This window comes from Gordonia terrae (genome assembly GCF_001698225.1).
Taxonomy (GTDB): domain Bacteria; phylum Actinomycetota; class Actinomycetes; order Mycobacteriales; family Mycobacteriaceae; genus Gordonia; species Gordonia terrae.
Genome location: NZ_CP016594.1, coordinates 3,381,190 through 3,404,401 on the forward strand (window position 1 = coordinate 3,381,190; position 23,212 = coordinate 3,404,401).

Genomic DNA, 23,212 nt, shown 5'->3' on the forward strand with positions numbered 1-23,212 from the left:
TGAGATTCCGATCCTAGCCGAACACCCCGGGAGGAGTCGTCGGCCGAGACCTGTGATGAAGGCGACCACGGCCACGAGGTCCCCGGATCGGACCGTGGCAGGGTCCAGGGTTCAGGACCTGCCCCCGCCGGTGGTGCCGGGATCCGCGTCGTCCCAGGGGTCCACCGGGTCGACGGAATCCGGACCGTCCGGCACGTTCGTGTCGGAGTCGGCGCCGGCCTCGTCGACGGTGTCGGGCTCCGGGGCCGGCGTGTCATCGCCGACCGGGTCGTCATCGCCGGCCGGGTCATCGTCGCCGGCCGGGTCGTCATCGCTTGCCGGGTCGTCGGCCACGGCGGCGTCGGTGGCGGTGTTGTCGGGTGCGTCGGCGTTGTCGGTGGCGGTGTTGTCGGGCGCGTCGGCGTTGTCGGTGGCGTCGTCGTCGGTGGCGGTGGCCTCGGCAGCATCGGATCCATCGGTATCCGATTCGTCCACCGCGGTATCCGGCGAGGTCGCGGTGTCCGACACCTCGGTCTCCGGCTCCGCTGCGTCCGCAGCCGGTGCGGATTCCTCGGGCTCCGACTCGGTCGCGCCCGGCCCTGCCGCATCGGACGCGGCTTCAGCGGACACGGTGTCATCGCTGTCGTCGCTGCCGTCGGCGGTGCCGCCCGCGACGGCCTCGTCGTCGACCACCGGGGTTCCGGCGGATCGGTCCGGACCGTCGGCCTCGAACAGCGACGACCCCGACGCACTCGTCGCGACCCCGCCGGCAACGACCGTCGACGTGGTCTCCGGTTCGGCGTCCTCGTCGTACCAGTCGTCGACGTAGCCGGCCACGCCCTGTTCCGCGAGTTCGGCGGCACGGTCGTCGTGGTACATCTCCAGTCCCTGTTCGCGTCCCTTGGGCGCGACCACGAAGTAGATGACGGCGGCGAGGAACACCAGCGCCGCGGTGAACAGGTTCGGCCGGATGCCCGCGATGTCGTTGGCGACGGCGGCTCGGTCGTCGCGGAGCAGTTCCACGAAGAACCGGCCGAGGCAGTAGCCCGCGACGTACAGCGCGAACAGCCGGCCGTGTCCGATGCGGAAGTATCGGTCGACGACCACGAGGAGGACGACGATGAGAACGTTCCACAGCAGCTCGTAGAGGAAGGTCGGGTGGACGACGGCGACCACGACCCCGTTGGAGACGCCGTCGATCAGCCCGGGGTCGGAGTACCCGGCGGCGTTCTGACGTTCGTAGATCTCGAGACCCCACGGCAGGGTGGTCTCGCGACCGTAGAGCTCCTGATTGAAGTAGTTGCCGACTCGACCGATGGCCTGCGCCAACAGGATCGGCGGTGCGATGGCGTCGCCGAAGGCGGGCAGGCGGATTCCGCGTCGACGAGCGCCGATCCACGCACCGACCGCACCGAGCGCGACCGCGCCCCAGATACCGAGACCGCCGTCCCAGATCTTCAGGGCGTCGATCGGTTCCTTGAGGGCGTCGGCGCCGAAATACGTCTTCCAGTCGGTGATGAGGTGATAGAGCCGGCCACCGACGAGACCGAACGGCACGGCCCAGATCGCGACGTCGAGAACCTCGCCGTCCTGGCCACCGCGCGCCATCCACCGGCGGTTGCCCCACCAGACCGCGACGACGATGCCGACGATGATGCAGAGCGCATACGCGCGGAGCGGAAAGGGGCCGATGTCCCACACGCCCTGGGGCGGACTGGGGAGGTAGGCCAGCATCGTCGAGGTCGGCGCGATCACGCTGCCACCCTAGCCGACCGGCAGCACCGCTCCCCTCGTCGACCGGACCCGCCGGGCCGATCAGGAACGAGAGCTCGGATCAGACCGTCGCGCGACGCGAGCGGACGCCCTCGGCCAGCTCGGCGACCAGGGAGGCCAGCCGGTCCTGGCCGGCGTTCGCCGCGGTCACCAACGCCGACCCGACGATCACACCGTCGGCGTAGGATGCGATCTGCGCCGCCTGCTCACGGTTGCGCACGCCGAGTCCGACGCCGATCGGGATGTCGGAGTACTCGCGAACCCGGGCACACAGCTCGGGGGCCATGTCCGACACCGCATCCCGCGCGCCGGTCACGCCCATCGTGGACGCCGCGTAGACGAAACCGCGAGATGCGTCGACGGTGAGGGCGATGCGCTCGGTCGTCGACGACGGCGCGACCAGATAGATGCGATCGAGACCGTGCCGATCGGCGGCCTCGTGCCACTGCGCACCCTCTTCGGGGATCAGGTTCGGGGTGATCAGCCCCGCGCCGCCGGCCGCTGCCAGATCGCGGGCGAAGTTCTCGACGCCATACTTGAGGACCGGGTTCCAGTAGCTCATCACCACTGCGTTGCCACCTGCGGAGGTGATGGCCTCGACCGCGGTGAACACGTCGCGGACGCGCACGCCGTTGGTCAGCGCCTGGTCGGCGGCATCCTGGATGGTCGGGCCGTCCATCACCGGGTCGGAGTAGGGCACCCCGACCTCGATGATGTCGCAACCGGCGTCGACCATGGTCCGGAACGAGATCAGCGACTCCTCGACCGTCGGGAAACCGACCGGGAGATAGCCGATCAGCGCACTGCGACCCTCCTCGCGGCATCGGTCGAACACGGGGCCGAGCTTCGACGGGATCGACTGGGTGCTCATGCCTGCTCTCCGGGTTTCTGGACGTCCGACGACTCCGACAGGGTGGCCTCGTCCTGCGACGGCGGGGCGTCGAACAATCCGAACCAGCGTGCGGCGGTGTCCACGTCCTTGTCGCCGCGGCCGGAGAGGCTGACGACGATGATCGCGCCCTCCCCCAGCTCCTGCCCGAGTTTCAGTGCGCCGGCGACCGCATGGGCCGATTCCACCGCGGGGATGATGCCCTCGCGGCGGCTGAGCAGCGCGAGCGCGTCCATCGCCTCGGTGTCGGTGATCGGCCGGTACTCCGCGCGTCCGGTGTCCTTGAGGTAAGCGTGCTCCGGACCGACGCCCGGATAGTCCAGACCCGCCGAGATCGAATGGGATTCGATGGTCTGTCCGTCCTCGTCCTGCAACAGATACGAGTAGGCGCCCTGGAAAGCGCCGGGGGTTCCGCCGGTGAATGTCGCAGCGTGACGGCCGGTCTCGACGCCGTCGCCGGCCGCCTCGAAACCGACGAGCCGGACACTCTGGTCGTCGATGAACGGATGGAAGATGCCGATCGCGTTGGAACCGCCACCGACACAAGCGGTCACCGCGTCGGGCAGGCGTCCGGCCTTCTCCAGGATCTGAACACGGGCCTCGAGCCCGACGATGCGCTGCAGATCGCGCACCATGACCGGGAACGGGTGCGGCCCGGCTGCGGTGCCGAAGCAGTAATACGTGTTGTGCGCGTTGGTGACCCAGTCACGCATGGCCTCGTTGATCGCGTCCTTCAGGGTCGCCGAGCCGTTGTCGACGGCGATCACCTCGGCGCCGAGGAGACGCATGCGGGCGACGTTGAGCGCCTGCCGGTCCGTGTCGACCCGGCCCATGTAGATCACGCACTCGAGGCCGAGGAGCGCGCACGCGGTGGCGGTGGCGACCCCGTGCTGGCCCGCACCGGTCTCGGCGATGATGCGGTGTTTGCCCATCCGCTGGGCCAGGAGTGCTTGTCCGAGAACGTTGTTGATCTTGTGTGAACCGGTGTGGTTCAGGTCCTCGCGCTTGAGGAAGATGCGCGCCCCGCCCGCGAACTCGGACAACCGCTGCGCCTCGTACAGCGGAGACGGACGTCCGGCGTAATCGCGCTGCAAACGGTCGAGTTCGGCGAGGAAATCGTCGTCGGCGCGGACCTTCTGGAACGTGGTGGTGACCTCGTCGATGACGGCCATCAACGCCTCGGGGACATGGCGACCGCCGTACACACCGAAGTGCCCGTGCTCGTCGGGTTCGATGGAGCTCCGGGTCGTCAGTCCCACGCTCGCGGTGGGCAGCGGCGCGGCCCCGGCGGCATCGGTACGGGCGGAATCAGGATGAGCGGTCACTTCAACTCACAGACGATCGGGCCGACAGATCACGCGGACCGACTTCGGCCCGGACGAATTGTCAGCGAACAGGTTTCGGGCACGAGGGGTGAGTGCCCGCGGTGACGAGCTCACGGACCGCGGCACGCGGGTCACCACTCGTGACGAGACCTTCACCGACGAGTACCGCATCCGCGCCGGCACCGGCGTACGCCAGCAGATCGGCGGTGCCGCGCACACCCGACTCGGCGATGCGGATGGTCTCGGTCGGCAGACCGGGCGCGATACGCGAGAACGTGTCGCGCTCGACCTGCAGGGTCTTGAGATTGCGGGCATTGACGCCGACGACCGAGGCCCCGGCTTCGAGAGCACGGCTGGCCTCTTCCTCGGTGTGCACCTCGACGAGTGCGGTCATACCCAGGCTCTCGGTGCGGTCGAGGAGCGAGGCGAGCACGTTCTGCTCGAGGGCGGCGACGATCAGCAGGATGACATCGGCTCCGTGGGCGCGGGCCTCGTGGATCTGATAGGTGCCGACGATGAAGTCCTTGCGCAGGACCGGGATGTCCACGGCCGCACGAACCGCGTCGAGGTCGGCGAGCGAACCGCGGAACCGGCGCTCCTCGGTGAGCACGCTGATGATGCGTGCACCACCCTCTTCGTATGCGCGGGCGAGTTCGGCTGGGTCGCCGATGCTGGCGAGCTCGCCCTTCGACGGGCTCGCGCGCTTGACCTCGGCGATGACGCCGATGCCGGGCTGGCGCAGCGCCGCCAGCGCATCCTTGGGTGCGGGAGCCTTGGCCGAGGCCGCCTTGACCGACGCGAAGTCGACCACGGCCTCACGAGCCGCGACGTCGGCTTTCACTCCCTCGATGATCGATTCGAGAACGTTGGGCACGCTCACAGCGACTTGCTCCCTTCTCTCTCGACGTGTGATCTCAGGGTAGACGGGCGGTCCGGGCCGGGTGCGGCCGGGTTGGCCCATCTGTGACCTCGCCCCGCCGGTGGGTACTCCGCCGGCCCCGGTGTCGGAGGAGTGATCCCGCGCACCCGGTCTCCGGGCACGGGTCAGCGACGGTCGGGATCGGTGGGGTCGGTCGGATCGATTCCGGTGTCGAGCGCGTCCCACATCATGCGTTCGTTGGCGCCCGGCGGCGTCGGATCCGCCGTCGGTTCCGCCGAGTCGGCGTCGTCCCCGGACCCCGGTTTCCCGGACCCGGCGGCTCCGGTCCCGGCCGTCCCGGTCGGCGTCGTCCCGGAGTGTGCCTCGGTGGCCTTGCGACGCTCGTAGTCGGCGAAGATCTCGGTCTCGATCTCCTCGCGCCGCGCGGCCGGGGTGGTGTACTTCGACGATCGGGTGGCGCCCTTCGCGACACGCATCAGGGCCACCGCCGCGCCGACGGCACAGAGGGTGCCGGCGAGGACGAGGAGGGCCGCCAGGGTGTTGGTGTCGACGTAGAGCACCACGTAGCGATCGGGAATGCTGCCCGCGTCCGCCGCATAGTCCGAGTCGGCGCCGCCGGTGATCAGCGAGATCGCCGGGAAGGCGGCCAGGACGCCGCCCACCGCGACCAGGATCGCGACGACTCGAAGGGCCCACCCGCGCACCGACAGCGCCGCGAGGATGCCCGCCAGGTAGACCAGTGCCAGCGGGGTGAGCCAGGGACTCCAGTCCCCGCCGTTGACCTCGAACGCGCGCTGCGGGGACAACCCGTCCTCGGCCGAGACGGTGGCCCAGGTCATCCGGCTCGCCCCCCAGAAGGCGGCCGCGGCGGCCGCCATCAGCAGCGCCGCGATGACCTGCAGGCGGCGGACGGACCTGCGGCGCGTCGTCTCGGCGTCGGGCCCGGTTCCTGGTTCGGCAGAGGTCATGAGGTCTCACCCACCCGTCGCATCGTCGAGGCGGCGGCGACGGCGTTGAGCACCGCGGTCGCCTTGTTACGCGCCTCGTTGTATTCGTACTCGGGCTCACTGTCGGCGACCACGCCGCCGCCGGCCTGCACGAACGCCTTGCCGCGTGCGAGCAGCGCGGTGCGGATCGCGATGGCGGTGTCGGCGTTGCCGGCGAAGTCGATGTAGCCCACGATCCCGCCGTACAGACCCCGGCGGGTCATCTCGTGTTCGTCGATGAGTTCCATCGCCCGCACCTTCGGGGCCCCGGTGAGCGTTCCGGCCGGGAAACAGGCCGTCACGGCGTCGAGGGCGTGCTTGTCGTCGCGGAGGGTTCCCGACACGGTCGAGACGAGATGCATGACGTGGCTGTAGCGCTCGATGTGCCGGTAGTCGCTGACCTTGACCGTGCCGGGCACGCACACGCGGCCGAGGTCGTTGCGGCCGAGGTCGACCAGCATCAGGTGTTCGGCGTTCTCCTTCTCGTCCTCGATCAGCCCCTTGCCGAGCAGGTGGTCTTCTTCCTCGGTCGCGCCGCGCCAGCGTGTACCCGCGATCGGATGCGTGGTCGCGACCCCGTCGGCCACGGTGACGAGTGCCTCGGGGCTGCTGCCGACGATGGTGAACGGCTTGCGCGCGATCGCGTCGGGCGAGCCGGTGTCGCTGTGCTCCTCGGTGCCGGGCATCCGCAGCAGATACATGTACGGACTCGGGTTCGAGGCGCGCAGTACCCGGTACACGTCGAGGGGGTCGGCGTCGGAGTCCATCTCGAAGCGCATCGACGGCACGACCTGGAAGGCCTCGCCCGCCTCGATCTCACCGACCAGGTCGGTGACGATCTCGCTGTACTCCGCGAGGGAGCGTTGCGCGGTGAACTCGGGCCGCGGGCGGTCGAAGGTCGACACCGTCGACGGCGCTGGTGCGGCGAGCGCCTCGGTCATCCGATCGAGCCGGGCGAGGGCGTCGGCGTAGGCGTGCTCCACCCGGTCGTCGGAGCCGTCCCAGTTCACCGCGTTCGCGATGAGCGTGATCGTGCCCTCGTGATGGTCGACCGCGGCGAGGTCGGTGGCCAGGACCATCATCATGTCGGGGAGGCCGAGGTCGTCGACCGTGGTCTCGGGCAGACGTTCCAGCCTGCGGACCATGTCGTAGGCCATGAAGCCGACGAATCCTCCGGTCAGCGGCGGCATCCCGGGCAGCGGGTCGGTCTGCAGGACGCGCAGCGACTCCGCCAGCACCTCGAGCGCGTCACCGCCCTCGGGTGCGCCGACCGGCACCGACCCCCACCAGTGCGCCTGCCCGTCGACGACGGTCAGGGCCGACGGCGCACCGGCGCCGATGAACGACCACCGGGACCAGGATCGCCCGTTCTCGGCGGATTCCAGCAGGAAGGTCCCCGGACGGTCACCCGCGAGCTTCCGGTACGCCGACAGCGGCGTCTCGGAGTCGGCGAGGACCTTGCGCGTCACCGGCACCACGCGGTGATCGCGCGCGAGATCCAGGAACTCCGCGAGAGTCGTCGTGGCGGCCGCTGCGCCGGTACCGGACGTCATCCGAGCGGCTCGCCGCCGACGCCCCACTGATTACGCGGAACCTCCGTGATCGTCACCCAGACCGAATCGGGGTTCTTGCCGGTCGCCTTGGCGTAGGCCTCGGTGACCGCGGCGATCGTCTCGCGTTTCACGCGATCGGACAGTCCCGGCGTCTGCGAGATCTGGATGAGGGGCATGGACGCACCGCCTTTCGAAGGTCTCGAGTTGTGACGAGTTCCCGGGCGGTCTGTCCCGGGACTCGTGTCTGGGGCTCTATTCTGCTGGGTCCGGCGAGCCCGGCCCGGCGTCGGCCCCGGAATCGGGTCCCGCGTCGATCCCGAACGTCAGCGACTCGGTGTCGAAGCAACTGTGATTGCCGGTGTGGCAGGCCGCGCCGACCTGGTCGACGACCAGCAGCACGGTGTCCCCGTCGCAGTCGATCCGGGCGTCGTGCACGTACTGCGTGTGCCCGCTGGTCTCCCCCTTGACCCAGTACTCCTGGCGCGACCGCGAGTAGTAGGTGCCCTTCCGCGTGGCCAGCGTGCGCTCGAGCGCGACGTCGTCCATCCAGGCGACCATCAGCACCGTCCCGGTGCTGCGTTCCTGGGCCACCGCGGTGAACAGGCCGTCGGAGTTTCGTTTCAGGCGTGCGGCGAGATCGGGATCGAGGGCCATCAGCGTCCTTCCTGGTCGGTTCGGGAGCACATGGGACTCCTCATCGGACGGTGATCCCGGCGTCGCGCATGGCCGTCTTCACCTCGGCCACGGTGAGTTCACCGAAGTGGAAGACCGAGGCCGCGAGAACGGCGTCGGCGCCCGCCTCCACGGCCGGTGCGAAGTCCTCGATGCGGCCGGCGCCGCCGCTGGCGATGACCGGCACCGACACCGCGGCGCGCACGGCCGTCAGCATGCGCAGATCGAAGCCCTGCTTGGTGCCGTCGGCGTCCATCGAGTTCAGCAGGATCTCCCCCACGCCGAGATCTTGGCCGCGGCGTGCCCATTCGACGGCGTCGATTCCGGTGCCCTTGCGGCCGCCGTGGGTCGTGACCTCCCAGCCCGACGGCGTGGGCTCCGACCCCGCCGGCACGGTCCGCGCATCCACCGACAACACGATGCACTGCGAGCCGAAACGACGGCTCATCTCGGCGAGCACATCGGGCCGGGCGATGGCCGCCGTATTGACGCTGACCTTGTCGGCCCCGGCGCGCAGCATGGTGTCGACGTCGTCGACGGTCCGGATGCCGCCGCCGACGGTGAGCGGGATGAAGACCTGATCGGCAGTGCGCTTGACGACGTCGATCATCGTCGACCGTCCCGAGCTCGACGCGGTGACGTCGAGGAAGGTCAGCTCGTCCGCACCCTCGCGGTCGTAGCGCTCGGCCAGTTCGACCGGGTCGCCTGCATCGCGCAGGTTGGCGAAGTTGACGCCCTTGACCACACGGCCGTCGTCGACGTCGAGGCACGGGATGACCCGGGTCGCCAGCGTCATCGTCGGGTCTCCTTCGGGGTGGTGAAATCTGGGTTGATGGAGTCTGGGGTGATGGAGTCTGGGGTGATGGGGTCTGGGGTGATGGAGTTTGGGGCCCATTCCGGGACCGTCTCGGCGATGACACCCATCAGCTCGGCGTGCACGGTCGGTGTGCCCGCGACCAGGGACGGCGAGGCCACCGTCCACGGCCGGCCGGCGATGTCGGTCGCCACGCCGCCTGCGGCACGGACCAGTGCGGCGCCCGCGGCGTTGTCCCAGGGGTGCCGGCCGAAGGCGATCGCCCCGCCGAACACGCCGGCTGCGGTGAAGGCCATGTCGACCCCCGTCGACCCGGTCATGCGGATCCGGGCGGCACGCGTGCTCAGTTCGCGCAGGAGGTCGGCGCGGCGCGAGCCGGGGTACCTGCCGCCACCGCGGGCATCGAAGGGTCCGAAGGCGATGGCCGCCTCGGCGAGGACGGGGTCGGGGGCCGGCGGAGCGGGCTCGCCGTCGATGAGCAGCGGGCCGTCGACGTGTGCGGCATACCGGCGCCCCACGAGCGGGAGCCAGGTCATCCCGAGGGTGGCCTCGCCGTCGACCACGAGACCGAGCAGGATTCCGGTGAGCGGCAGCCCCGCCGAGTAGTTGAACGTGCCGTCGATCGGGTCGAGCACCCACACCGGCCCGTCGACGACGTCGGCACCGCCGAACTCCTCACCGTGCACCGGGATCTGCGTGCGATCGGCGAGCTCGGCCCCGATGTGCCGTTCGAGATCCAGGTCGATCTGCGTGGCGAAGTCGGTGCCGCCCTTGTTGATCGCGCTCGGTGCGCCCTGCCCGTCGACGAATCGGTCGACCGCGGCGTCGAGGATCGACCCGGCGGTGTCGAGCAACCGGGGCAGGTCGAGAGAGGTGTCGGACGAGCTCATCAGACCCCGGCGACCGCGCTCAGCGCCTCCGGCAACGTGAAGCGGCCCGCGTAGAGCGCCTTGCCGACGATGGCGCCCTCGACACCCTGTCCGGTGAGGCCGGCGATCGCGACCAGATCCTCGATGGCCGAGACTCCGCCCGAGGCCACGATCGGGGCGTCGGTGGCCGCCGCGACCTCGGCGAGCAGGTCGAGGTTCGGACCCTGCAGGGTGCCGTCCTTCGACACGTCGGTGACCACGTAGCGGGCGCATCCGTCGCGGTTGAGCCGCTCAAGGACCTCCCACAGATCGCCACCGTCGGTCACCCAGCCACGACCGCGAAGGCGGTAGGAGTCACCGTCACGGATCACGTCGAGACCGACCGCGATGCGGTCGCCGTGTTCGGCGATCGCGCGGGCACACCATTCCGGGTTCTCCAGCGCGGCGGTGCCGAGGTTCACGCGGGTGCAGCCGGTCGCGAGGGCGGCCGCCAGCGAATCGTCGTCGCGGATGCCGCCGGACAACTCGACCTTCACGTCGAGTTCGCCGACGACGCCGGCCAGCAGGTCGCGGTTGTCGCCCCGGCCGAAAGCCGCGTCGAGGTCGACGAGGTGGATCCACTCCGCGCCGTCCCGCTGCCACGCCAGCGCGGCATCGCGCGGCGAGCCGTAGGAGGTCTCGGTGCCGGCCGCGCCCTGGACGAGGCGGACCGCCTGCCCGTCGGCGACGTCGACGGCGGGAAGGAGTTCGAGGGTGCTACCCATGGGTGAATCTGTCCTGTCTGTTCTGGATCGAGGGATTCGGCTGTCGGGACGTGCTCGGGTGTCGGGTCAGGCCGGGTGGTGACCGTCGCGCGCCGCGATCAGGTCCGCCCGGGCGCGGTCGACCATGCGGTTGGCAACGGTACCGATCGCGGCGATCATCGCCGCCACCGCCACCAGCGCGGCGACGAGTCCGGCGACCGGCGACCAGCGCGCACAGAGCGCGATGATCGGGATGGAGACGATCAGGACCAGCACACCCGCACCGAGAGCGTAGAAGGCGAGTTTCGCGATCGAGAAACCGGCGGGCGCCGATGCGGCGTCGGCCGGCCCGGACTCGATCGGTGAGCCGCGGTGTCCGTCGCCGTGCCCGGGGTCGTCGTCCGGGCGCGGCGTGCCGCCGGTCACGAGAGTCCCCGAACCCAGTTCTCCAGCAGGTGGGCGCCGGCGTCACCGGATTTCTCGGGGTGGAACTGGGTGGCCGACAGCGGCCCGTTCTCGACCGCGGCGAGGAAGCGCCCGCCGTGTTCGGCCCAGGTCAGTCTGGGTGCACGCAGCCGAGAGCCGTCGCTGTCCATCTCCCACGCCTGTGCGGCGTAGGAGTGCACGAAGTAGAAGCGGGTGTCGGCGTCGAGCCCGTCGAACAGGACCGACCCCTCGGGCGCGTCGACCGTGTTCCACCCCATGTGCGGCAACACCGGCGCGGGCAGCTGCGTCACGCTGCCCGGCCACTCCCCGCACCCGTCCGCCTCGACGCCGAACTCGACGCCGCGTTCGAAGAGGATCTGCATGCCGACGCAGATGCCCAGGACCGGCCGGCCCCCGGCGAGCCGGCGACCGACGATCCGGTCGCCCTTCACGGCGCGCAGACCTTCCATGCAGGCGGCGAAGGCGCCGACGCCGGGCACGACGAGGCCGGTGGCGTTCAGGGCGGTGTCGAAGTCGGAGGTGACGGTCACCTGTGCCCCGGTGCGTTCCAGCGCGCGCTGCGCCGACCGCAGGTTGCCCGACCCGTAGTCGAGGATGGTGACATCGACGGCGCTCACAGCGCACCCTTCGTCGAGGGCACACCCGTGACGCGCGCGTCGTATTCGGTGGCGGCGCGCAGCGCACGGGCCACGGCCTTGAACTCGGCTTCGGTGATGTGGTGCTGGTCGCGGCCGTAGAGCACACGGACGTGCAGGGCGATCCGAGCGTTGAGAGCGATCGATTCGAAGACGTGCCGGTTGATGACCGTCGAATACGGCACGCCGGGGTAGCCGCCGATCACCGCGGTCAGCATGTGCTCGGGCTCCCCGGTGTGCACGCAGTACGGACGGCCGGAGACGTCGACCACCGCCTGGGCGAGGGTCTCGTCCATCGGGATCCACGAGTCGCCGAAGCGGCGGATGCCCTTCTTGTCGCCCAGCGCCTGACCCAGCGCCTGGCCGAGCACGATCGCGGTGTCCTCGATGGTGTGGTGGCCTTCGACCTCGATGTCGCCCTTCGCCTCGACGGTCAGGTCGAAGCTGCCGTGCTGACCGAACGCGGTGAGCATGTGGTCGAAGAAGGCGATGCCCGTCGAGATGTTCGTCACGCCGGTGCCGTCGAGGTTCAGTTCGACGGTGATCGAGGACTCCCGGGTGGCCCGTTCTACCTTCGCGATGCGGGGTGCCCGGCTCTCGGATGCGGGGTTGGTCACTGGGTGTTCTCCAGATCTGTGGTGGCAAGGGTGCGGCTGACGTCGAGGAAGGCGTCGTTCTCGTGGGCGAGTCCGACGGTCACCCGCAGGTGGCCGGCGATCCCGACGTCGCGGATGAGGACGCCCTGGTCGAGGTAACGCTGCCACGACGTCGCTGCATCCCGGAAACCGCCGAAGAGCACGAAGTTGGAATCGGAGTCGACGACGCGATATCCGAGACCGCTCAGTTCCGCGACCACACGGTCGCGTTCGGTGATGATCGCCGCGACACCGGCGAGGGTGTCGTCGCTGTGCCGAAGGGCCGCGCGCGCCGCAGCCTGGGTCAGCACGGACAGGTGGTACGGCAGCCGGACGAGCTGGATCGCGTCGACGACGGCCGGTGCCGCCGCGAGATACCCGAGGCGCCCGCCGGCGAAGGCGAACGCCTTGCTCATGGTGCGGCTGACGACGACCTTCGCCGGGAACTCGTCGATGAGCTCGACAGCGCTCGGCGCCGCGGAGAACTCCGCGTACGCCTCGTCGACGATCACGATGCCCGGTGCGGCCTCGACGATCCGGCGGAGATCGGCGAGCGGGATGGAACCGCCGGTCGGGTTGTTGGGCGAGGTCACGAAGACGACGTCGGGTTCGCGGTTGGCGACTTCGGCGACGGCGTACTCGGTGTCGAGGGAGAAGTCGCCTGCGCGCGCGGCGACCAGCCAGGTGGTGTCCGTGCCGTCGGCGATGATCGGGTGCATCGAGTACGACGGGACGAAGCCCAGCGCGCTGCGGCCCGGTCCGCCGAAGGCCTGCAGCAGCTGCTGCAGGACCTCGTTCGAACCGTTTGCCGCCCAGAGGTTCTCGACGCCCAGCCGGACACCGGTGGCCCGGGTCAGGTAAGCGGCGAGGTCGGTACGAAGGGCGACGGCATCGCGGTCGGGATAGCGGTGCAGCTCGGCGGCCGCTTCGCGCACCGACGCGGTGACGTCGTCGATCAGGGCCGCTGACGGCGCGTGCGGGTTCTCGTTGGTGTTCAGGATCACCGGAACCTTGAGTTGCGGTGCGCCGTAGGCACTCTTGCCGCGGAGGTTGGCGCGCAGCGGCAGGTCGTCGACGCTGATCGAGCCACCCGGCACGACTGCACCCACCACCGCATCGGACGCGGTCACCGGGCGGCACTCTTCACGAAGCGCTGCTTGACCGCGTCGCCGTGACCGGGCAGGTCCTCGGCGTCGGCCAGGGTCACCACCTTGTCGGCGACCTCACGCAGCGCGGCTTCGTCGTAGTCGATGACGTGGACGCCCTTGAGGAACGTCTGCACCGAGAGACCCGAGGCGAAGCGCGCCGAACCCGACGTCGGCAGAACATGATTGGAGCCGGCGCAGTAGTCACCGAGACTCACCGGGGCATACGGGCCGACGAAGATCGCGCCCGCGTTGTGCACGCGGTCGGCGACCGCGGCGGCATCGCGCGTCTGGATCTCGAGGTGTTCGGCCGCATAGGCGTCCACGACCGCGAGCCCGGCGTCGAGGTCGTCGACGAGAACGACGCCCGACTGCTCCCCCGACAGTGCGGTGAGCACACGCTCACGGTGTTTGGTGGCCGCGACCTGGGTGTCGAGCGCGGCGTCGACGGCGTCGGCGAGTTCGGCGCTGTCCGTAACGAGCACCGAGGCCGCCAGCACGTCGTGTTCGGCCTGGCTGATGAGGTCCGAGGCGAGGATGCCGGGATCGGCCGAGTCGTCGGCGAGGATCGCGATCTCGGTCGGTCCGGCTTCGGAGTCGATGCCCACCACGCTGCGGCACAGTCGCTTGGCCGCGGTGACGTAGATGTTGCCCGGGCCGGTGATGAGGTCGACCGGGTCGAGGACGGAGTTCGGCGCGTCGGCGGCGTCGGTGTCGTGACCGCCGTAGGCGAGCAGGGCCACCCCCTGGGCACCACCGACGGCCCACACCTCGTCGACGTCGAGGAGCGCGCAGGCGGCGAGGATCGTCGGGTGCGGCCAGCCGCCGAAGTCCTTCTGCGGCGGCGAGGCGACGACCAGCGAGCCGACCCCGGCCTCCTGGGCGGGCACGACGTTCATGATGACCGACGACGGGTACACGGCGTTGCCGCCGGGAACGTACAGACCGACGCGACGGACCGGGATCCACTTCTCGCTCACGACGCCGCCGTCGACGACCTGCGTGCGCGTGGTCTCGCGACGCTGGTCGGCGTGGACCGTGCGCGCGCGCCGGATGGATTCGCGCAACGCGTCGGCGATCTGCGGGTCGAGTTCGGCGAGGGCGTCGGCGATGACCTGGGCGGGCACCCGGACCGATGCGGGGCGGACGCCGTCGAACTTCTCGCCGAAGTCGAGTGCGGACTCGGTGCCGTTCTCGGCCACCGCATGCACCACCGGCGTCACCGTGTCGAGGACGGCATTGACATCGGTACCCCCGCGGGGCAGAGCACGACGCAACTCGGCGAGTGTCGGCGTGCTACCGCGCAGGTCAATTCGGGCGAGCATGATCTCTCCTGGTGGCTGCGGATTTACCCGACAAGGATACGTGTCGGATGCCAGTGGGTTTCTGGTGCGGGTGGTGCGACGGTTCTTCTACGGTGGACAACGGAATCGCCCACGACCGTGAGGACGCGAAAGTGTGCCAATACTGCGGGTGCCGGGACATGCCGTTGCTCCGCGACTACACCGCCGAACACGAACGGGCCGTGAACCTCGGCGGCGACGCGGTGCGGGCGCTCGATGCCGACGACCGCGACACCGCCCGCCGGCTCGCGGACCGGCTCGTGATCGAACTGCGGTCACACTGGCGCGGCGAGGAAGACGGATTGTTCGCCCAGTTGCTCGACACCGACCGGGACCTCTTCGCCGGGTACATCGACCCGCTCATCGCCGAGCACCGGGAGCTCAATGCGTTCCTGACGTCGATGGACCTGTCCGATCCCGCCGACCGCGACCGGTTCCGACGCGAGGTCGACGGGCTGCACCGGCACATCGCGAAAGAGGAGGACGCACTGTTCCCCGCGTCGGTGACGACTCTCGACGGGGATCAGTGGGATGCCGCGATCGCCGCCTGGGAGCACGCGCATCCCGGGGAGAAGCTGCTCGACCACGGCGTGTAGGCGTCGGGAGGGTGCCCACACGCCTGCCTGAGCTGGGTCGCCGGGCTGACCAGATGGCGCCTACCACACGACACCGACAGTTCCCACCGCCCGCAGATTGCATCAATAGGTTTGCGCGACAACATATCTCGAATCCTCCGCTGCCCGATTCTCGTGTACACTCGAACGTACATTCGCATCAACGGTTCTCGGGGGAGGTGACCGTCATGGCCGACACCACACACGTCGACGACGATTCGGCTGCGCCCCAACCGCGTGCCGTCGAGCTGGTGGCCGAGCTGCATGCGATCCTCGACGAACTGCAGACCGTCAATCTGTCTCCGTGCACCGACGAAGAATTGATCGAGGTCGCCGCCGCGACCGAACGCGCCATTGCCCGAACCACGTACGCCGGTGACCGGCAAGTCGCCGAAGTCGAGGGTCGTGACCTGCCACGCAAGACCGGGTACCGCACCCTCATCCAGTTCATGAACCACCGACTCCGCGTCTCCAACCCGGTTCGGCGGCGCAAGCACCTCAACGCCACCGCCACGCTCACGTGCCTCAGCGGCGACCGCCTCGAACCGGAACACCCCACCCTGGCCGCAGCATTCGCCGCAGGAACGGTCGGGACCGCCCACGTCCAGGCCGCCCTCGATGTCCTCGACCAGATCCCCCACGCTGTCGACCACGATGTGAAAGTCGCTGCGGAACGGCAGATGGCCGAGATCGCCGCCGATTGCACGCCTGCCGACATCACGCAACTCGGTGCGCGGTTGCTCGCCCACCTCGACCCCGACGGCACCCTGGCCCACGACACCGACCAGAAACGACGCCGCGGCCTGTGGATCGGACGCCAACGAGCCGACGGTACCGCCACCATCTCCGGCACCCTCACTCCCGCACTCCACGCCCGGTTGACGATGATGTTCGCCGTCTGGGGCAAACCCGGACTCAACAACCCCGACGACCCCGCCTCACCCCAGGGTCCGGCCGGCACCGCCGACCCCGACGCCCTCGCGCTCGCAGCCGATCGTGACGGCCGCACCCTCGCCCAGACGAATCACGATGCGCTCGACGCCGCACTCACCGCTGGCTTCGCCGACGGGATTCTCGGAACGTCGCACCGCGGCCTGCCCGCCCATCTGATCATCAAAGCCGATCTGGGCGACCTGATCCGCGAAGCCGGGCTCGCCACCACCGCCACCGGCACCCTGCTGCCCATCCCCGACCTGATCGCGATGGCCGGCGACTTTCAACCATGGTTGGCAGTATTCAAGGACGCCACCGCGGTGCCGCTGCATTTCGGTAGGGGGAAGCGTCTGGCCACCCGCGAACAACGCCTCGTCTCCTTCGCCCGCCCCGACGGCGAGGTGTGCTCGGCTCCCGGCTGCAATCAACCCGCCACCCAGGTCGAACTCCATCACGCCCAGAAGGATTGGGCCAAGGGCGGTCTCACCAATATCGGCGACCTCGCCCCGGCCTGCCCACGACACAACCGAATGGTCGGCGACCAGCCCGGCCAGTACACCACCCACATTGTCCGCTCCGGACCCGACGAAGGCCGCTGCGTCTGGCGACTCAACGCCGAACCCGGAGCACCACCCAACCCCGAACACATCAACCGCCGACCCGACATACCCCGGCGGTTCACCCACCACCTGAAAACAGTGCGCAACGAGATCCACGGACCACCAACCCGGCCTGGCGATCAAGCACGCCCCGAGGCGCCACACTTCCACGACGTGCGCCGGTCATGGTTGAACATCAGCCACGTCATCGACGTCCGACCACCCCGACCCGGACCACCCCCACCCCGGCCCTCCCTCGTCGAAGCACACCTCGTGGAGCTCCTCGCCACCCACTGACCGCGCCCGAGAGGTCGCAAACCTGCTGGCAGAGGATTCCCGACGCTCTCGGGTTCGTCGACCACAGGGTCCGGGACCGGTCAGGTGGCACCATCAACAGCGCCATGGGAACAGTTCCTGACGTTGCCGCCGACTTCTTCTCGGGCTCGCCGACGGGCCTGGCGATCTTCCTCGCCACCGAGCGGGCGGTCCGGACCCTTGGTGATGACGTGACCATTCGAGTCACGAAGAGCCAGATCACTTTCCGGCGAAGGTCCAGATTCGCGTATGTCTGGCGTCCAGGCCGCTACGTGCGATCCGAGGTGCATCGATATCCTCCGGTCGTGCCCAACCCGCGATCGCCGCTACACCTCTGCTGCCTGCTCTGGGCGCACGACGACGCGGCCGGTGACCTCACCCGATACGAGGACACCGTCCTCGATCTGCTCCCTGAGCACGGCGGTGCGGTGCTCAACCGGGTGGTCGGCGACGGACAGGGCGGTACGCCGCATGAGGTGCAGATCCTGCGTCTCGCCGACCGCAGTGCACTCGACGCCTATCTCGCCGATCCGCGCCGCACGGCGCTCGCCGACGAACGGGACCGGGTCATCGCCCGTACCGAGGTGTTCGAGGTCGATGTTCGGACCGGCGACCCGGGCAACTGATCCCTCAGGGCGCGGGGATGTCCAACCCGAGGTCGAGCACGGTGACCGAATGGGTCAGCGCACCGACCGCGAGATAGTCGACGCCGGTGCGGGCGTAGTCGATGGCGACGTCGAGCGACAGACCACCGGAGCTCTCCAATTTCGTCTCCGGCGAGCGCGTGTTGCGTCGCTGGACGGCCATCTGCGTTTCCCACGGCTCGAAATTGTCCAGCAGGACGAGCTGCGGCCTCAGTTCGAGGACCTCGTCGAGCTGCGCCAGCGAGTCCACCTCCACCTCGACCGGCAGCCCGGGAGCCGCGTCCCGCACCGCTCGCAGTGCGGCCGCGACCGAACCGGCTGCGGCGACGTGGTTGTCCTTGATGAGTGCCGCATCGCCGAGACCCATGCGATGGTTGACTCCCCCGCCGGCCCGCACCGCGTACTTCTGCAGGTGGCGCATTCCGGGCAGAGTCTTGCGGGAATCCCGGATCTTCGCGCCCGTCTCCTCGACGGCCGAGACCCAGGCCTCGGTGGCCGTCGCGATCCCCGACATGTGCGAGATCAGGTTCAGCGCAGTGCGTTCCGCGGTCAGCAGCGCGCGCGTCGGGGCGTGCACCGACAATACGACGGTGCCCGGTTCGACGCGGCTGCCGTCCTCGACCCGGGCTCCTATCGTGTACTCGCCCGCGCCGATCACCTCGTCGAAGACCGCCTCGACCACGGGCACACCGGCGATGACGCCGTGCGCGCGACTGACGATCGCCGCGTCGACGACCGCGTCGGCGGGCACCGTGGACGCGGTCGTGACGTCGGGTCCGTACCGCAGATCCTCGTCGAGGGCGGTCCGGATCAACGCGCGGACCTCGTCGGTGACCGCGACGCCGAGTTCGCCGCCCGCGGCCTGACCGACGAAATCGTCGCTCACGCCAGCGCTCATTCGCCCGATCCGGGGTTGCCGATCGCGATCATCCGCTCGACACTCTTGCGCGCCTTCTCGGCGACATCGGCGTCGACGAACACCTCGTCGCGACCCTCCCGCAGGCACCGGAGCATGGCGGCGGGCGTGATCATCTTCATGTAGGGGCACGAGGCGCGGTCGTTGACGGCCTGGAAGTCGACACCCGGGGCGGCCTTGCGCAACTGGTGCAGCATCCCGACCTCGGTGGCGACCAGGACCTGCTTCGCACCCGTCTCGCGGGCCGCGTCGAGCATCCCTCCGGTCGAGAGGATCTTCACCTTCTCCTCGGGCACGAAGCCCTCGCCCGCCAGGTACAGCGCCGACGTCGCGCACCCGCATTCGGGGTGGATGAACAGGTCGGCATCGGGGTGCGCGTTCGCCTGCGCGGTCAGCTCGTCACCGTTGATGCCGGCGTGGACGTGGCATTCGCCCGCCCAGATGTGGATGTTGTCGCGGCCGGTCTCACGCTTGACGTGTGCGCCGAGGAACTGGTCGGGCAGGAACAGCACGTCCCGGTCGGGATCGATCGAGGCCACCACGTCGACGGCGTTCGACGACGTGCAGCAGATGTCGGTCAGACCCTTCACCTCGGCGGTCGTGTTGACGTAGGACACCACGAGCGCGTCGGGGAACTCGGCCTTCCAGGCACGCAGTTCGTCGGCGGTGATCGAGTCGGCCAGCGAACACCCGGCGCGCTCGTCGGGGATCAGGACCCGCTTCTCCGGGCTCAGGATCTTGGCCGTCTCGGCCATGAAGTGGACGCCGCAGAAGATGATCTCGTCGGAGTCGACCTCGGCGGCGATCCGCGACAGGGCCAGCGAGTCGCCGACATGGTCGGCGACGTCCTGGATGGCCGGGAGCTGGTAATTGTGTGCGAGCAGGGTCGCGTTGCGCGCCTTGGCGAGACGGCGGACCTCGTCTGCCCATTCCTGGGTCGGCTCGATACCGGTGTATCCGCCGGGCGCGTCGTACCACTGCGCATCGATGAGCGCCGACACTGCAGGCGCGGTCACGGCCGCGGGGCGATCGCTGGTGATGCTCATTGCCACTCCTCTGGCTGCCCGGCGACGAGTTCCGTCTCCGGGACGCTGGTTCCCCAGATCACGGGCCGTGTGTCCGAGGCAGGTTTTCGACTCATGGTCGAAAACGCTATGCATCGTAACATTCGCCACACCCGGAGCATTCCCGCGACCTGGCCGGGCCGTGGCGCCGGCCCCGGCCACGATCCGGTTCAGCTCATCGGCACATCAGAGCATCGAGATAGCGCTCGCTGATTCGCGACTGGGCGAGGCGCCCGACCGGCCCGCCCAGCCGGGTGAACCACCGCCCCGGGCGCGAGAAGGCGACGACATGCCCGACCACCGTGTCGTCGGCGAGCCATTCCACCCAGAAGCGTTCCTCGCCGACCTCTGGATGCCCGGGGAGCGTTCCATAGGCGAAACCCTGTTCACGAGGGGCGTCGAGCACCTCGACGACCCGGCACCGCGCGACGATCCCGAGTGGACCGACCCCGACCCGCAGGTCGACGTCAGCGCCGACCGTCGCCGCGGGGGTGGACGCGTCGACGCCGAAGCCGGCATGACGATGCATGTCCCAGTTCAGAATTCGCTGACCCGCCGTGGCGAAGCACGCAGCCCCCGAACCGATGACCCGCGACCGGCGTAAGTGGTGATAACCGGGCGGCAGCGTGCCCGATGTCGCGCCGACCTCCGGATAGGTGAGTGCCGATCGGTCGCCGCTCACCCCGCCCGCGCCACTTCGGCGTCGAGGACGAGAGCCAGATCGTCGAGCGAGGCGCCGAGCGCGCGGGCGAGCGCCGCGATGGTCGCGAAGGCGGGGGTCGGCATGCGTCCGGTCTCGATCTTGCGCAGGGTCTCCGGCGAGATGCCCGCGCCGAGCGCGACGTCGCCGAGCGGGCGGTCGCCGCGCAGCTCGCGGATACGAGCACCGAGACGACGACCTGCCGCGATCTGTTCCGGGGTCAGCGGGTTACGCACCATGAGGCGATAGTAGCGGCTCCGGTATACAAATACCGACGATGGTGGTATTTCTATACCGCACATCGAATTCGAGAGGACGAGAATGGTCGAACTGAAGTCACCCGCCGAGGTTGCCGCCATGGGGGTGACGGGCGCCTTCATCGCAGATCTGCTGGACGACGTCGCCGGCCGCGCCGACGTCGGGGTCAACCTCCTCGACCTCGAGGAGCGTGCGCGGGAACTCATCGCCGCGCGCGGCGCGCTGTCGTGCTACTGGGACTACTCGCCGTCGTTCGGCCGCGGGCCCTTCCGCAACGTGATCTGCCTGTCGGTGAACGATGCTGTGCTGCATGGCCTCCCGCATGACTACGTCCTCGCCGACGGCGACCTGCTGTCGATGGACATCGCCGTCGCGATCGACGGCTGGGTGGCCGACTCCGCGCGCAGTGTCATCGTCGGAACCCCGCGGGCCGAGGACCAGCGCCTCGTCGCGGCCACCGAAGAGGCACTGACAGCGGCCATCGACGCGGCACGCCCGGGCGGACGGATCGGTGACATCTCGGCGGCGATCGGCGCGGTCGCCGCCGCGCACGGATATCGGGTCAACACCGAGTTCGGCGGACACGGCCTCGGTCGAACCATGCACGAGGACCCGCACGTCGCGAATGTGGGCCGGGCCGGTCGGGGCATGAAGCTGCGCCCGGGACTCACCCTCGCGCTCGAGCCCTGGTTCACCCTCGGTTCCGAACGGATCAAGTTCGACGCCGACGGCTGGACCATCAGGTCTTTCGACGGTTCCCGCGGCGCCCACAGCGAGCACACGATCGCCGTCACCGAGGGCGAGGCGCTGATCCTGACCACGAACCGGGGCGGGTAGTCGAGGTCACCGGGTGGCTTCGACACGGCGCCTCGCTCGCGCTCGGAGCCGGCTCAACCAGCAGCGGTCACCGGCGGAGGGTACGCACCCTACAATCGTGCGCATGCCAGCCGCCGGGTCCGAGCCACCCATCGCCGACGGTACGACCCTCCGGGTGGAAGTCCTGACCGTGGTGTTCCAGATCCGGGTCGCGCCGGATTCCGGATCCGGTTCGGACATCGACAGCCCGTCGCTGTGCGTCCTGCTGTCGCGGTCGGTCGATGACGTCTGGACCCTCCCCGGCGGCGGGGTCGGTGCCGCGGAGACACTGTCGGCGAGCGCACGTCGACTCGTCGCGGATTCTCTCGACGTCCGGGAGATCGCACACCTGGAACAGCTGTCGGTCTTCTCCGATCCGCGCCGGGTGCCCGCGGTCCGCACCATCGCGTCGACCTACATGGGCCTCGTGCCCTCCGACGCGGCCGCGACGCCGCCCGAGGCCGCGGGTTGGTTCGCCGTCGACGCGCTCCCCCCGCTCGCGTTCGACCACACCGAGATCGTCGACGCCGCCCGGCATCGGCTCGCCGCGAAACTCTCGTACACCAACATCGCCTTCGCGCTGGCGCCGGCGCGGTTCCCGATGTCGGCGTTGTCGGAGATCTACTGCGCCGCACTGGGTTATCCAGTGGACACGACCAACCTGCTCCGCATCCTGAGCCGGCGCGCCGTGGTGGTCGCCACCGGTACCGTCGGCAAGACCGGCCGGAGCGGCGGACGCCCGCCCGCCCTCTACGCCTTCGCCGAGAAGGAGTTACGCGTCACGGATGAGTTCGCGACGCTGCGCCCGCCGATGTGAGCACCTCCGCTGACGAGGCGTCGTCCGCGAGGTCGCCGACGCCGAGATCAGCGGTCCGCGAAGACAACACGCACACCAGGTAGACGACTGCGAATGCGAACGGAGCGCAGATGAGGAGTGTCCACGGCTCGCTCGACCCCGACCGTGTGGCGCCGTCGAACCAGAGCTCCGGCGCGATCCGGTAGGTCGCGTCGACCGGCAGCGCGGTCGGATCGTCGTCGAATCGCAGTCCCGCGACCCACATCCCGACCGTCGCCGCGAGCGCCGAGCCGGCCGTGACAGCCAGTGCCGGCCACACGAAACCGCTGACACCCCGCCACGAACGGGCCGCGAACCACACCACGAGGACGGCGACGGCGCCGTAGCCGAACATCGTCACGGCGAAGGCCCCCACCCCGCCGAAATCGGCGGGGATGTCGTCGCGGCGGAGTCCGTCGAACACGACCCCGGTGGTGGGCGGGGTGAGAAGGGCCCAGATCACCCCGGCGACCGCACCCAGCAGAGCCACACCGACGGAGACGACGGCCAACCGGGGGACGGTGCGGACCGGCGGGTTCACCGGCGCCCCAGCTCCGTCGAGTCGACGGTGCCGTGCCGCGAGCAGCGCGCATCCCACCCGTCGGGTCGCACCTGGACCACCATCCGGCGTCCGCACTGCCCACAGAAGCGAGGGGGTTCGAGACCCAACCGAGCGGCGGGCGGAACGGCGTCGGGGGCCTGCAGTTCCACTTCGAGTCCGGTGAAGACGCCGAACCGGCACGGTTCGGCGAGTGGACCCGGGACGGTGTCGATCATGAGAACACGCTACC

27 protein-coding genes and 1 pseudogene are annotated in these 23,212 nt (G+C 69.6%); 6 read left to right on the top strand and 22 right to left on the bottom strand.

Annotated features, from left to right (window positions below):
* Positions 1-111: 111 nt before the first annotated feature.
* The 16 genes from lgt to hisD all read right to left on the bottom strand — a co-directional run bounded on the left by lgt (position 112) and on the right by hisD (position 14,670).
* A complete protein-coding gene (lgt, locus tag BCM27_RS15095; RefSeq protein ID WP_004019829.1) occupies positions 112-1,734 on the bottom strand; it encodes a prolipoprotein diacylglyceryl transferase in 1,623 nt (540 codons plus the stop codon).
* A gap of 79 nt (positions 1,735-1,813) precedes the next feature.
* The gene (gene trpA / locus BCM27_RS15100; protein WP_004019828.1) at positions 1,814-2,623 is read right to left on the bottom strand and encodes a tryptophan synthase subunit alpha; all 810 of its coding nucleotides are present in this window, start codon (positions 2,621-2,623) and stop codon (positions 1,814-1,816) included.
* Positions 2,620-3,966, bottom strand: coding sequence for a tryptophan synthase subunit beta (gene trpB / locus BCM27_RS15105; RefSeq protein ID WP_004019827.1), 1,347 nt, complete (start codon positions 3,964-3,966; stop codon positions 2,620-2,622). The genes trpA and trpB overlap by 4 nt, the downstream gene beginning before the upstream one ends.
* A 61-nt stretch (positions 3,967-4,027) precedes the next feature.
* The gene (gene trpC / locus BCM27_RS15110) at positions 4,028-4,846 is read right to left on the bottom strand and encodes an indole-3-glycerol phosphate synthase TrpC (protein WP_004019826.1); all 819 of its coding nucleotides are present in this window, start codon (positions 4,844-4,846) and stop codon (positions 4,028-4,030) included.
* 164 nt (positions 4,847-5,010) lie between these two features.
* A complete protein-coding gene (locus tag BCM27_RS15115) occupies positions 5,011-5,814 on the bottom strand; it encodes a TIGR02234 family membrane protein (RefSeq protein WP_004019825.1) in 804 nt (267 codons plus the stop codon).
* Entirely contained in the window at positions 5,811-7,385 is a 1,575-nt protein-coding gene (locus tag BCM27_RS15120) for an anthranilate synthase component I (RefSeq protein WP_033203885.1), read from the bottom strand. Before BCM27_RS15120 ends, BCM27_RS15115 begins: the two co-directional genes overlap by 4 nt.
* On the bottom strand, positions 7,382-7,561 hold the full coding sequence (locus tag BCM27_RS15125) for a tautomerase family protein (RefSeq protein WP_004021167.1): 180 nt from the start codon (positions 7,559-7,561) through the stop codon (positions 7,382-7,384). The genes BCM27_RS15120 and BCM27_RS15125 overlap by 4 nt, the downstream gene beginning before the upstream one ends.
* A gap of 76 nt (positions 7,562-7,637) precedes the next feature.
* On the bottom strand, positions 7,638-8,039 hold the full coding sequence (hisI, locus tag BCM27_RS15130; RefSeq protein WP_004021168.1) for a phosphoribosyl-AMP cyclohydrolase: 402 nt from the start codon (positions 8,037-8,039) through the stop codon (positions 7,638-7,640).
* A gap of 40 nt (positions 8,040-8,079) precedes the next feature.
* Entirely contained in the window at positions 8,080-8,853 is a 774-nt protein-coding gene (gene hisF, locus BCM27_RS15135) for an imidazole glycerol phosphate synthase subunit HisF (RefSeq protein ID WP_004021169.1), read from the bottom strand.
* Entirely contained in the window at positions 8,850-9,761 is a 912-nt protein-coding gene (locus tag BCM27_RS15140; RefSeq protein WP_004021170.1) for an inositol monophosphatase family protein, read from the bottom strand. The genes hisF and BCM27_RS15140 overlap by 4 nt, the downstream gene beginning before the upstream one ends.
* The gene (gene priA / locus BCM27_RS15145; RefSeq protein ID WP_004021171.1) at positions 9,761-10,504 is read right to left on the bottom strand and encodes a bifunctional 1-(5-phosphoribosyl)-5-((5-phosphoribosylamino)methylideneamino)imidazole-4-carboxamide isomerase/phosphoribosylanthranilate isomerase PriA; all 744 of its coding nucleotides are present in this window, start codon (positions 10,502-10,504) and stop codon (positions 9,761-9,763) included. Before priA ends, BCM27_RS15140 begins: the two co-directional genes overlap by 1 nt.
* 66 nt (positions 10,505-10,570) lie before the next feature.
* The gene (locus BCM27_RS15150; protein WP_004021172.1) at positions 10,571-10,909 is read right to left on the bottom strand and encodes a hypothetical protein; all 339 of its coding nucleotides are present in this window, start codon (positions 10,907-10,909) and stop codon (positions 10,571-10,573) included.
* Complete coding sequence (hisH, locus tag BCM27_RS15155) at positions 10,906-11,547, bottom strand: imidazole glycerol phosphate synthase subunit HisH (protein WP_004021173.1); 642 nt, start codon at positions 11,545-11,547, stop codon at positions 10,906-10,908. Before hisH ends, BCM27_RS15150 begins: the two co-directional genes overlap by 4 nt.
* The gene (gene hisB, locus BCM27_RS15160) at positions 11,544-12,182 is read right to left on the bottom strand and encodes an imidazoleglycerol-phosphate dehydratase HisB (RefSeq protein WP_004021174.1); all 639 of its coding nucleotides are present in this window, start codon (positions 12,180-12,182) and stop codon (positions 11,544-11,546) included. The genes hisH and hisB overlap by 4 nt, the downstream gene beginning before the upstream one ends.
* Positions 12,179-13,330: a histidinol-phosphate transaminase gene (locus tag BCM27_RS15165; protein WP_004021175.1), complete on the bottom strand. Its 1,152-nt coding sequence runs from the start codon at positions 13,328-13,330 to the stop codon at positions 12,179-12,181. The genes hisB and BCM27_RS15165 overlap by 4 nt, the downstream gene beginning before the upstream one ends.
* Entirely contained in the window at positions 13,327-14,670 is a 1,344-nt protein-coding gene (hisD, locus tag BCM27_RS15170; RefSeq protein ID WP_004021176.1) for a histidinol dehydrogenase, read from the bottom strand. The genes BCM27_RS15165 and hisD overlap by 4 nt, the downstream gene beginning before the upstream one ends.
* 158 nt (positions 14,671-14,828) lie before the next feature.
* On the opposite strand from hisD, the gene BCM27_RS15175 reads away from it, so the two are divergent.
* The 4 genes and pseudogenes from BCM27_RS15175 (at position 14,829) to BCM27_RS15185 (ending at position 17,775) form a co-directional block, all read left to right on the top strand.
* Complete coding sequence (locus BCM27_RS15175; protein WP_033203887.1) at positions 14,829-15,284, top strand: hemerythrin domain-containing protein; 456 nt, start codon at positions 14,829-14,831, stop codon at positions 15,282-15,284.
* A 206-nt stretch (positions 15,285-15,490) separates the two neighbouring features.
* Positions 15,491-17,131 carry an HNH endonuclease signature motif containing protein gene (locus BCM27_RS15180; RefSeq protein ID WP_004021178.1) on the top strand — a complete coding sequence of 547 codons (1,641 nt, stop codon included), beginning with the start codon at positions 15,491-15,493 and terminating at the stop codon, positions 17,129-17,131.
* A gap of 104 nt (positions 17,132-17,235) precedes the next feature.
* Positions 17,236-17,343, top strand: a pseudogene (locus BCM27_RS26370) (hypothetical protein); the annotation flags it as partial.
* A 111-nt stretch (positions 17,344-17,454) separates the two neighbouring features.
* Positions 17,455-17,775: a hypothetical protein gene (locus tag BCM27_RS15185; RefSeq protein WP_033204015.1), complete on the top strand. Its 321-nt coding sequence runs from the start codon at positions 17,455-17,457 to the stop codon at positions 17,773-17,775.
* A 4-nt stretch (positions 17,776-17,779) separates the two neighbouring features.
* On the opposite strand, the gene nadC is transcribed toward BCM27_RS15185, so the two are convergent.
* The 4 genes from nadC to BCM27_RS15205 form a co-directional block, all read right to left on the bottom strand.
* On the bottom strand, positions 17,780-18,691 hold the full coding sequence (gene nadC, locus BCM27_RS15190; protein WP_033203890.1) for a carboxylating nicotinate-nucleotide diphosphorylase: 912 nt from the start codon (positions 18,689-18,691) through the stop codon (positions 17,780-17,782).
* Complete coding sequence (gene nadA / locus BCM27_RS15195; RefSeq protein ID WP_004021181.1) at positions 18,688-19,755, bottom strand: quinolinate synthase NadA; 1,068 nt, start codon at positions 19,753-19,755, stop codon at positions 18,688-18,690. Before nadA ends, nadC begins: the two co-directional genes overlap by 4 nt.
* Before the next feature lie 193 nt (positions 19,756-19,948).
* A complete protein-coding gene (locus tag BCM27_RS15200; RefSeq protein WP_004021182.1) occupies positions 19,949-20,455 on the bottom strand; it encodes a DUF1990 family protein in 507 nt (168 codons plus the stop codon).
* A complete protein-coding gene (locus BCM27_RS15205; protein ID WP_004021183.1) occupies positions 20,452-20,712 on the bottom strand; it encodes a helix-turn-helix domain-containing protein in 261 nt (86 codons plus the stop codon). Before BCM27_RS15205 ends, BCM27_RS15200 begins: the two co-directional genes overlap by 4 nt.
* A gap of 82 nt (positions 20,713-20,794) precedes the next feature.
* Between BCM27_RS15205 and map the strand changes: the two genes are divergently transcribed.
* Positions 20,795-21,568, top strand: coding sequence for a type I methionyl aminopeptidase (map, locus tag BCM27_RS15210; protein WP_004021184.1), 774 nt, complete (start codon positions 20,795-20,797; stop codon positions 21,566-21,568).
* A gap of 103 nt (positions 21,569-21,671) precedes the next feature.
* Entirely contained in the window at positions 21,672-22,403 is a 732-nt protein-coding gene (locus BCM27_RS15215) for an NUDIX hydrolase (RefSeq protein WP_004021185.1), read from the top strand.
* Here the strand turns inward: BCM27_RS15215 and BCM27_RS15220 are convergent.
* Positions 22,366-22,962: a DUF2567 domain-containing protein gene (locus BCM27_RS15220; protein ID WP_004021186.1), complete on the bottom strand. Its 597-nt coding sequence runs from the start codon at positions 22,960-22,962 to the stop codon at positions 22,366-22,368. The two genes, BCM27_RS15215 and BCM27_RS15220, sit on opposite strands and share 38 nt — an antisense overlap.
* On the bottom strand, positions 22,959-23,198 hold the full coding sequence (gene bsaP / locus BCM27_RS15225) for a biotin synthase auxiliary protein BsaP (RefSeq protein WP_004021187.1): 240 nt from the start codon (positions 23,196-23,198) through the stop codon (positions 22,959-22,961). Before bsaP ends, BCM27_RS15220 begins: the two co-directional genes overlap by 4 nt.
* Positions 23,199-23,212: the final 14 nt, after the last annotated feature.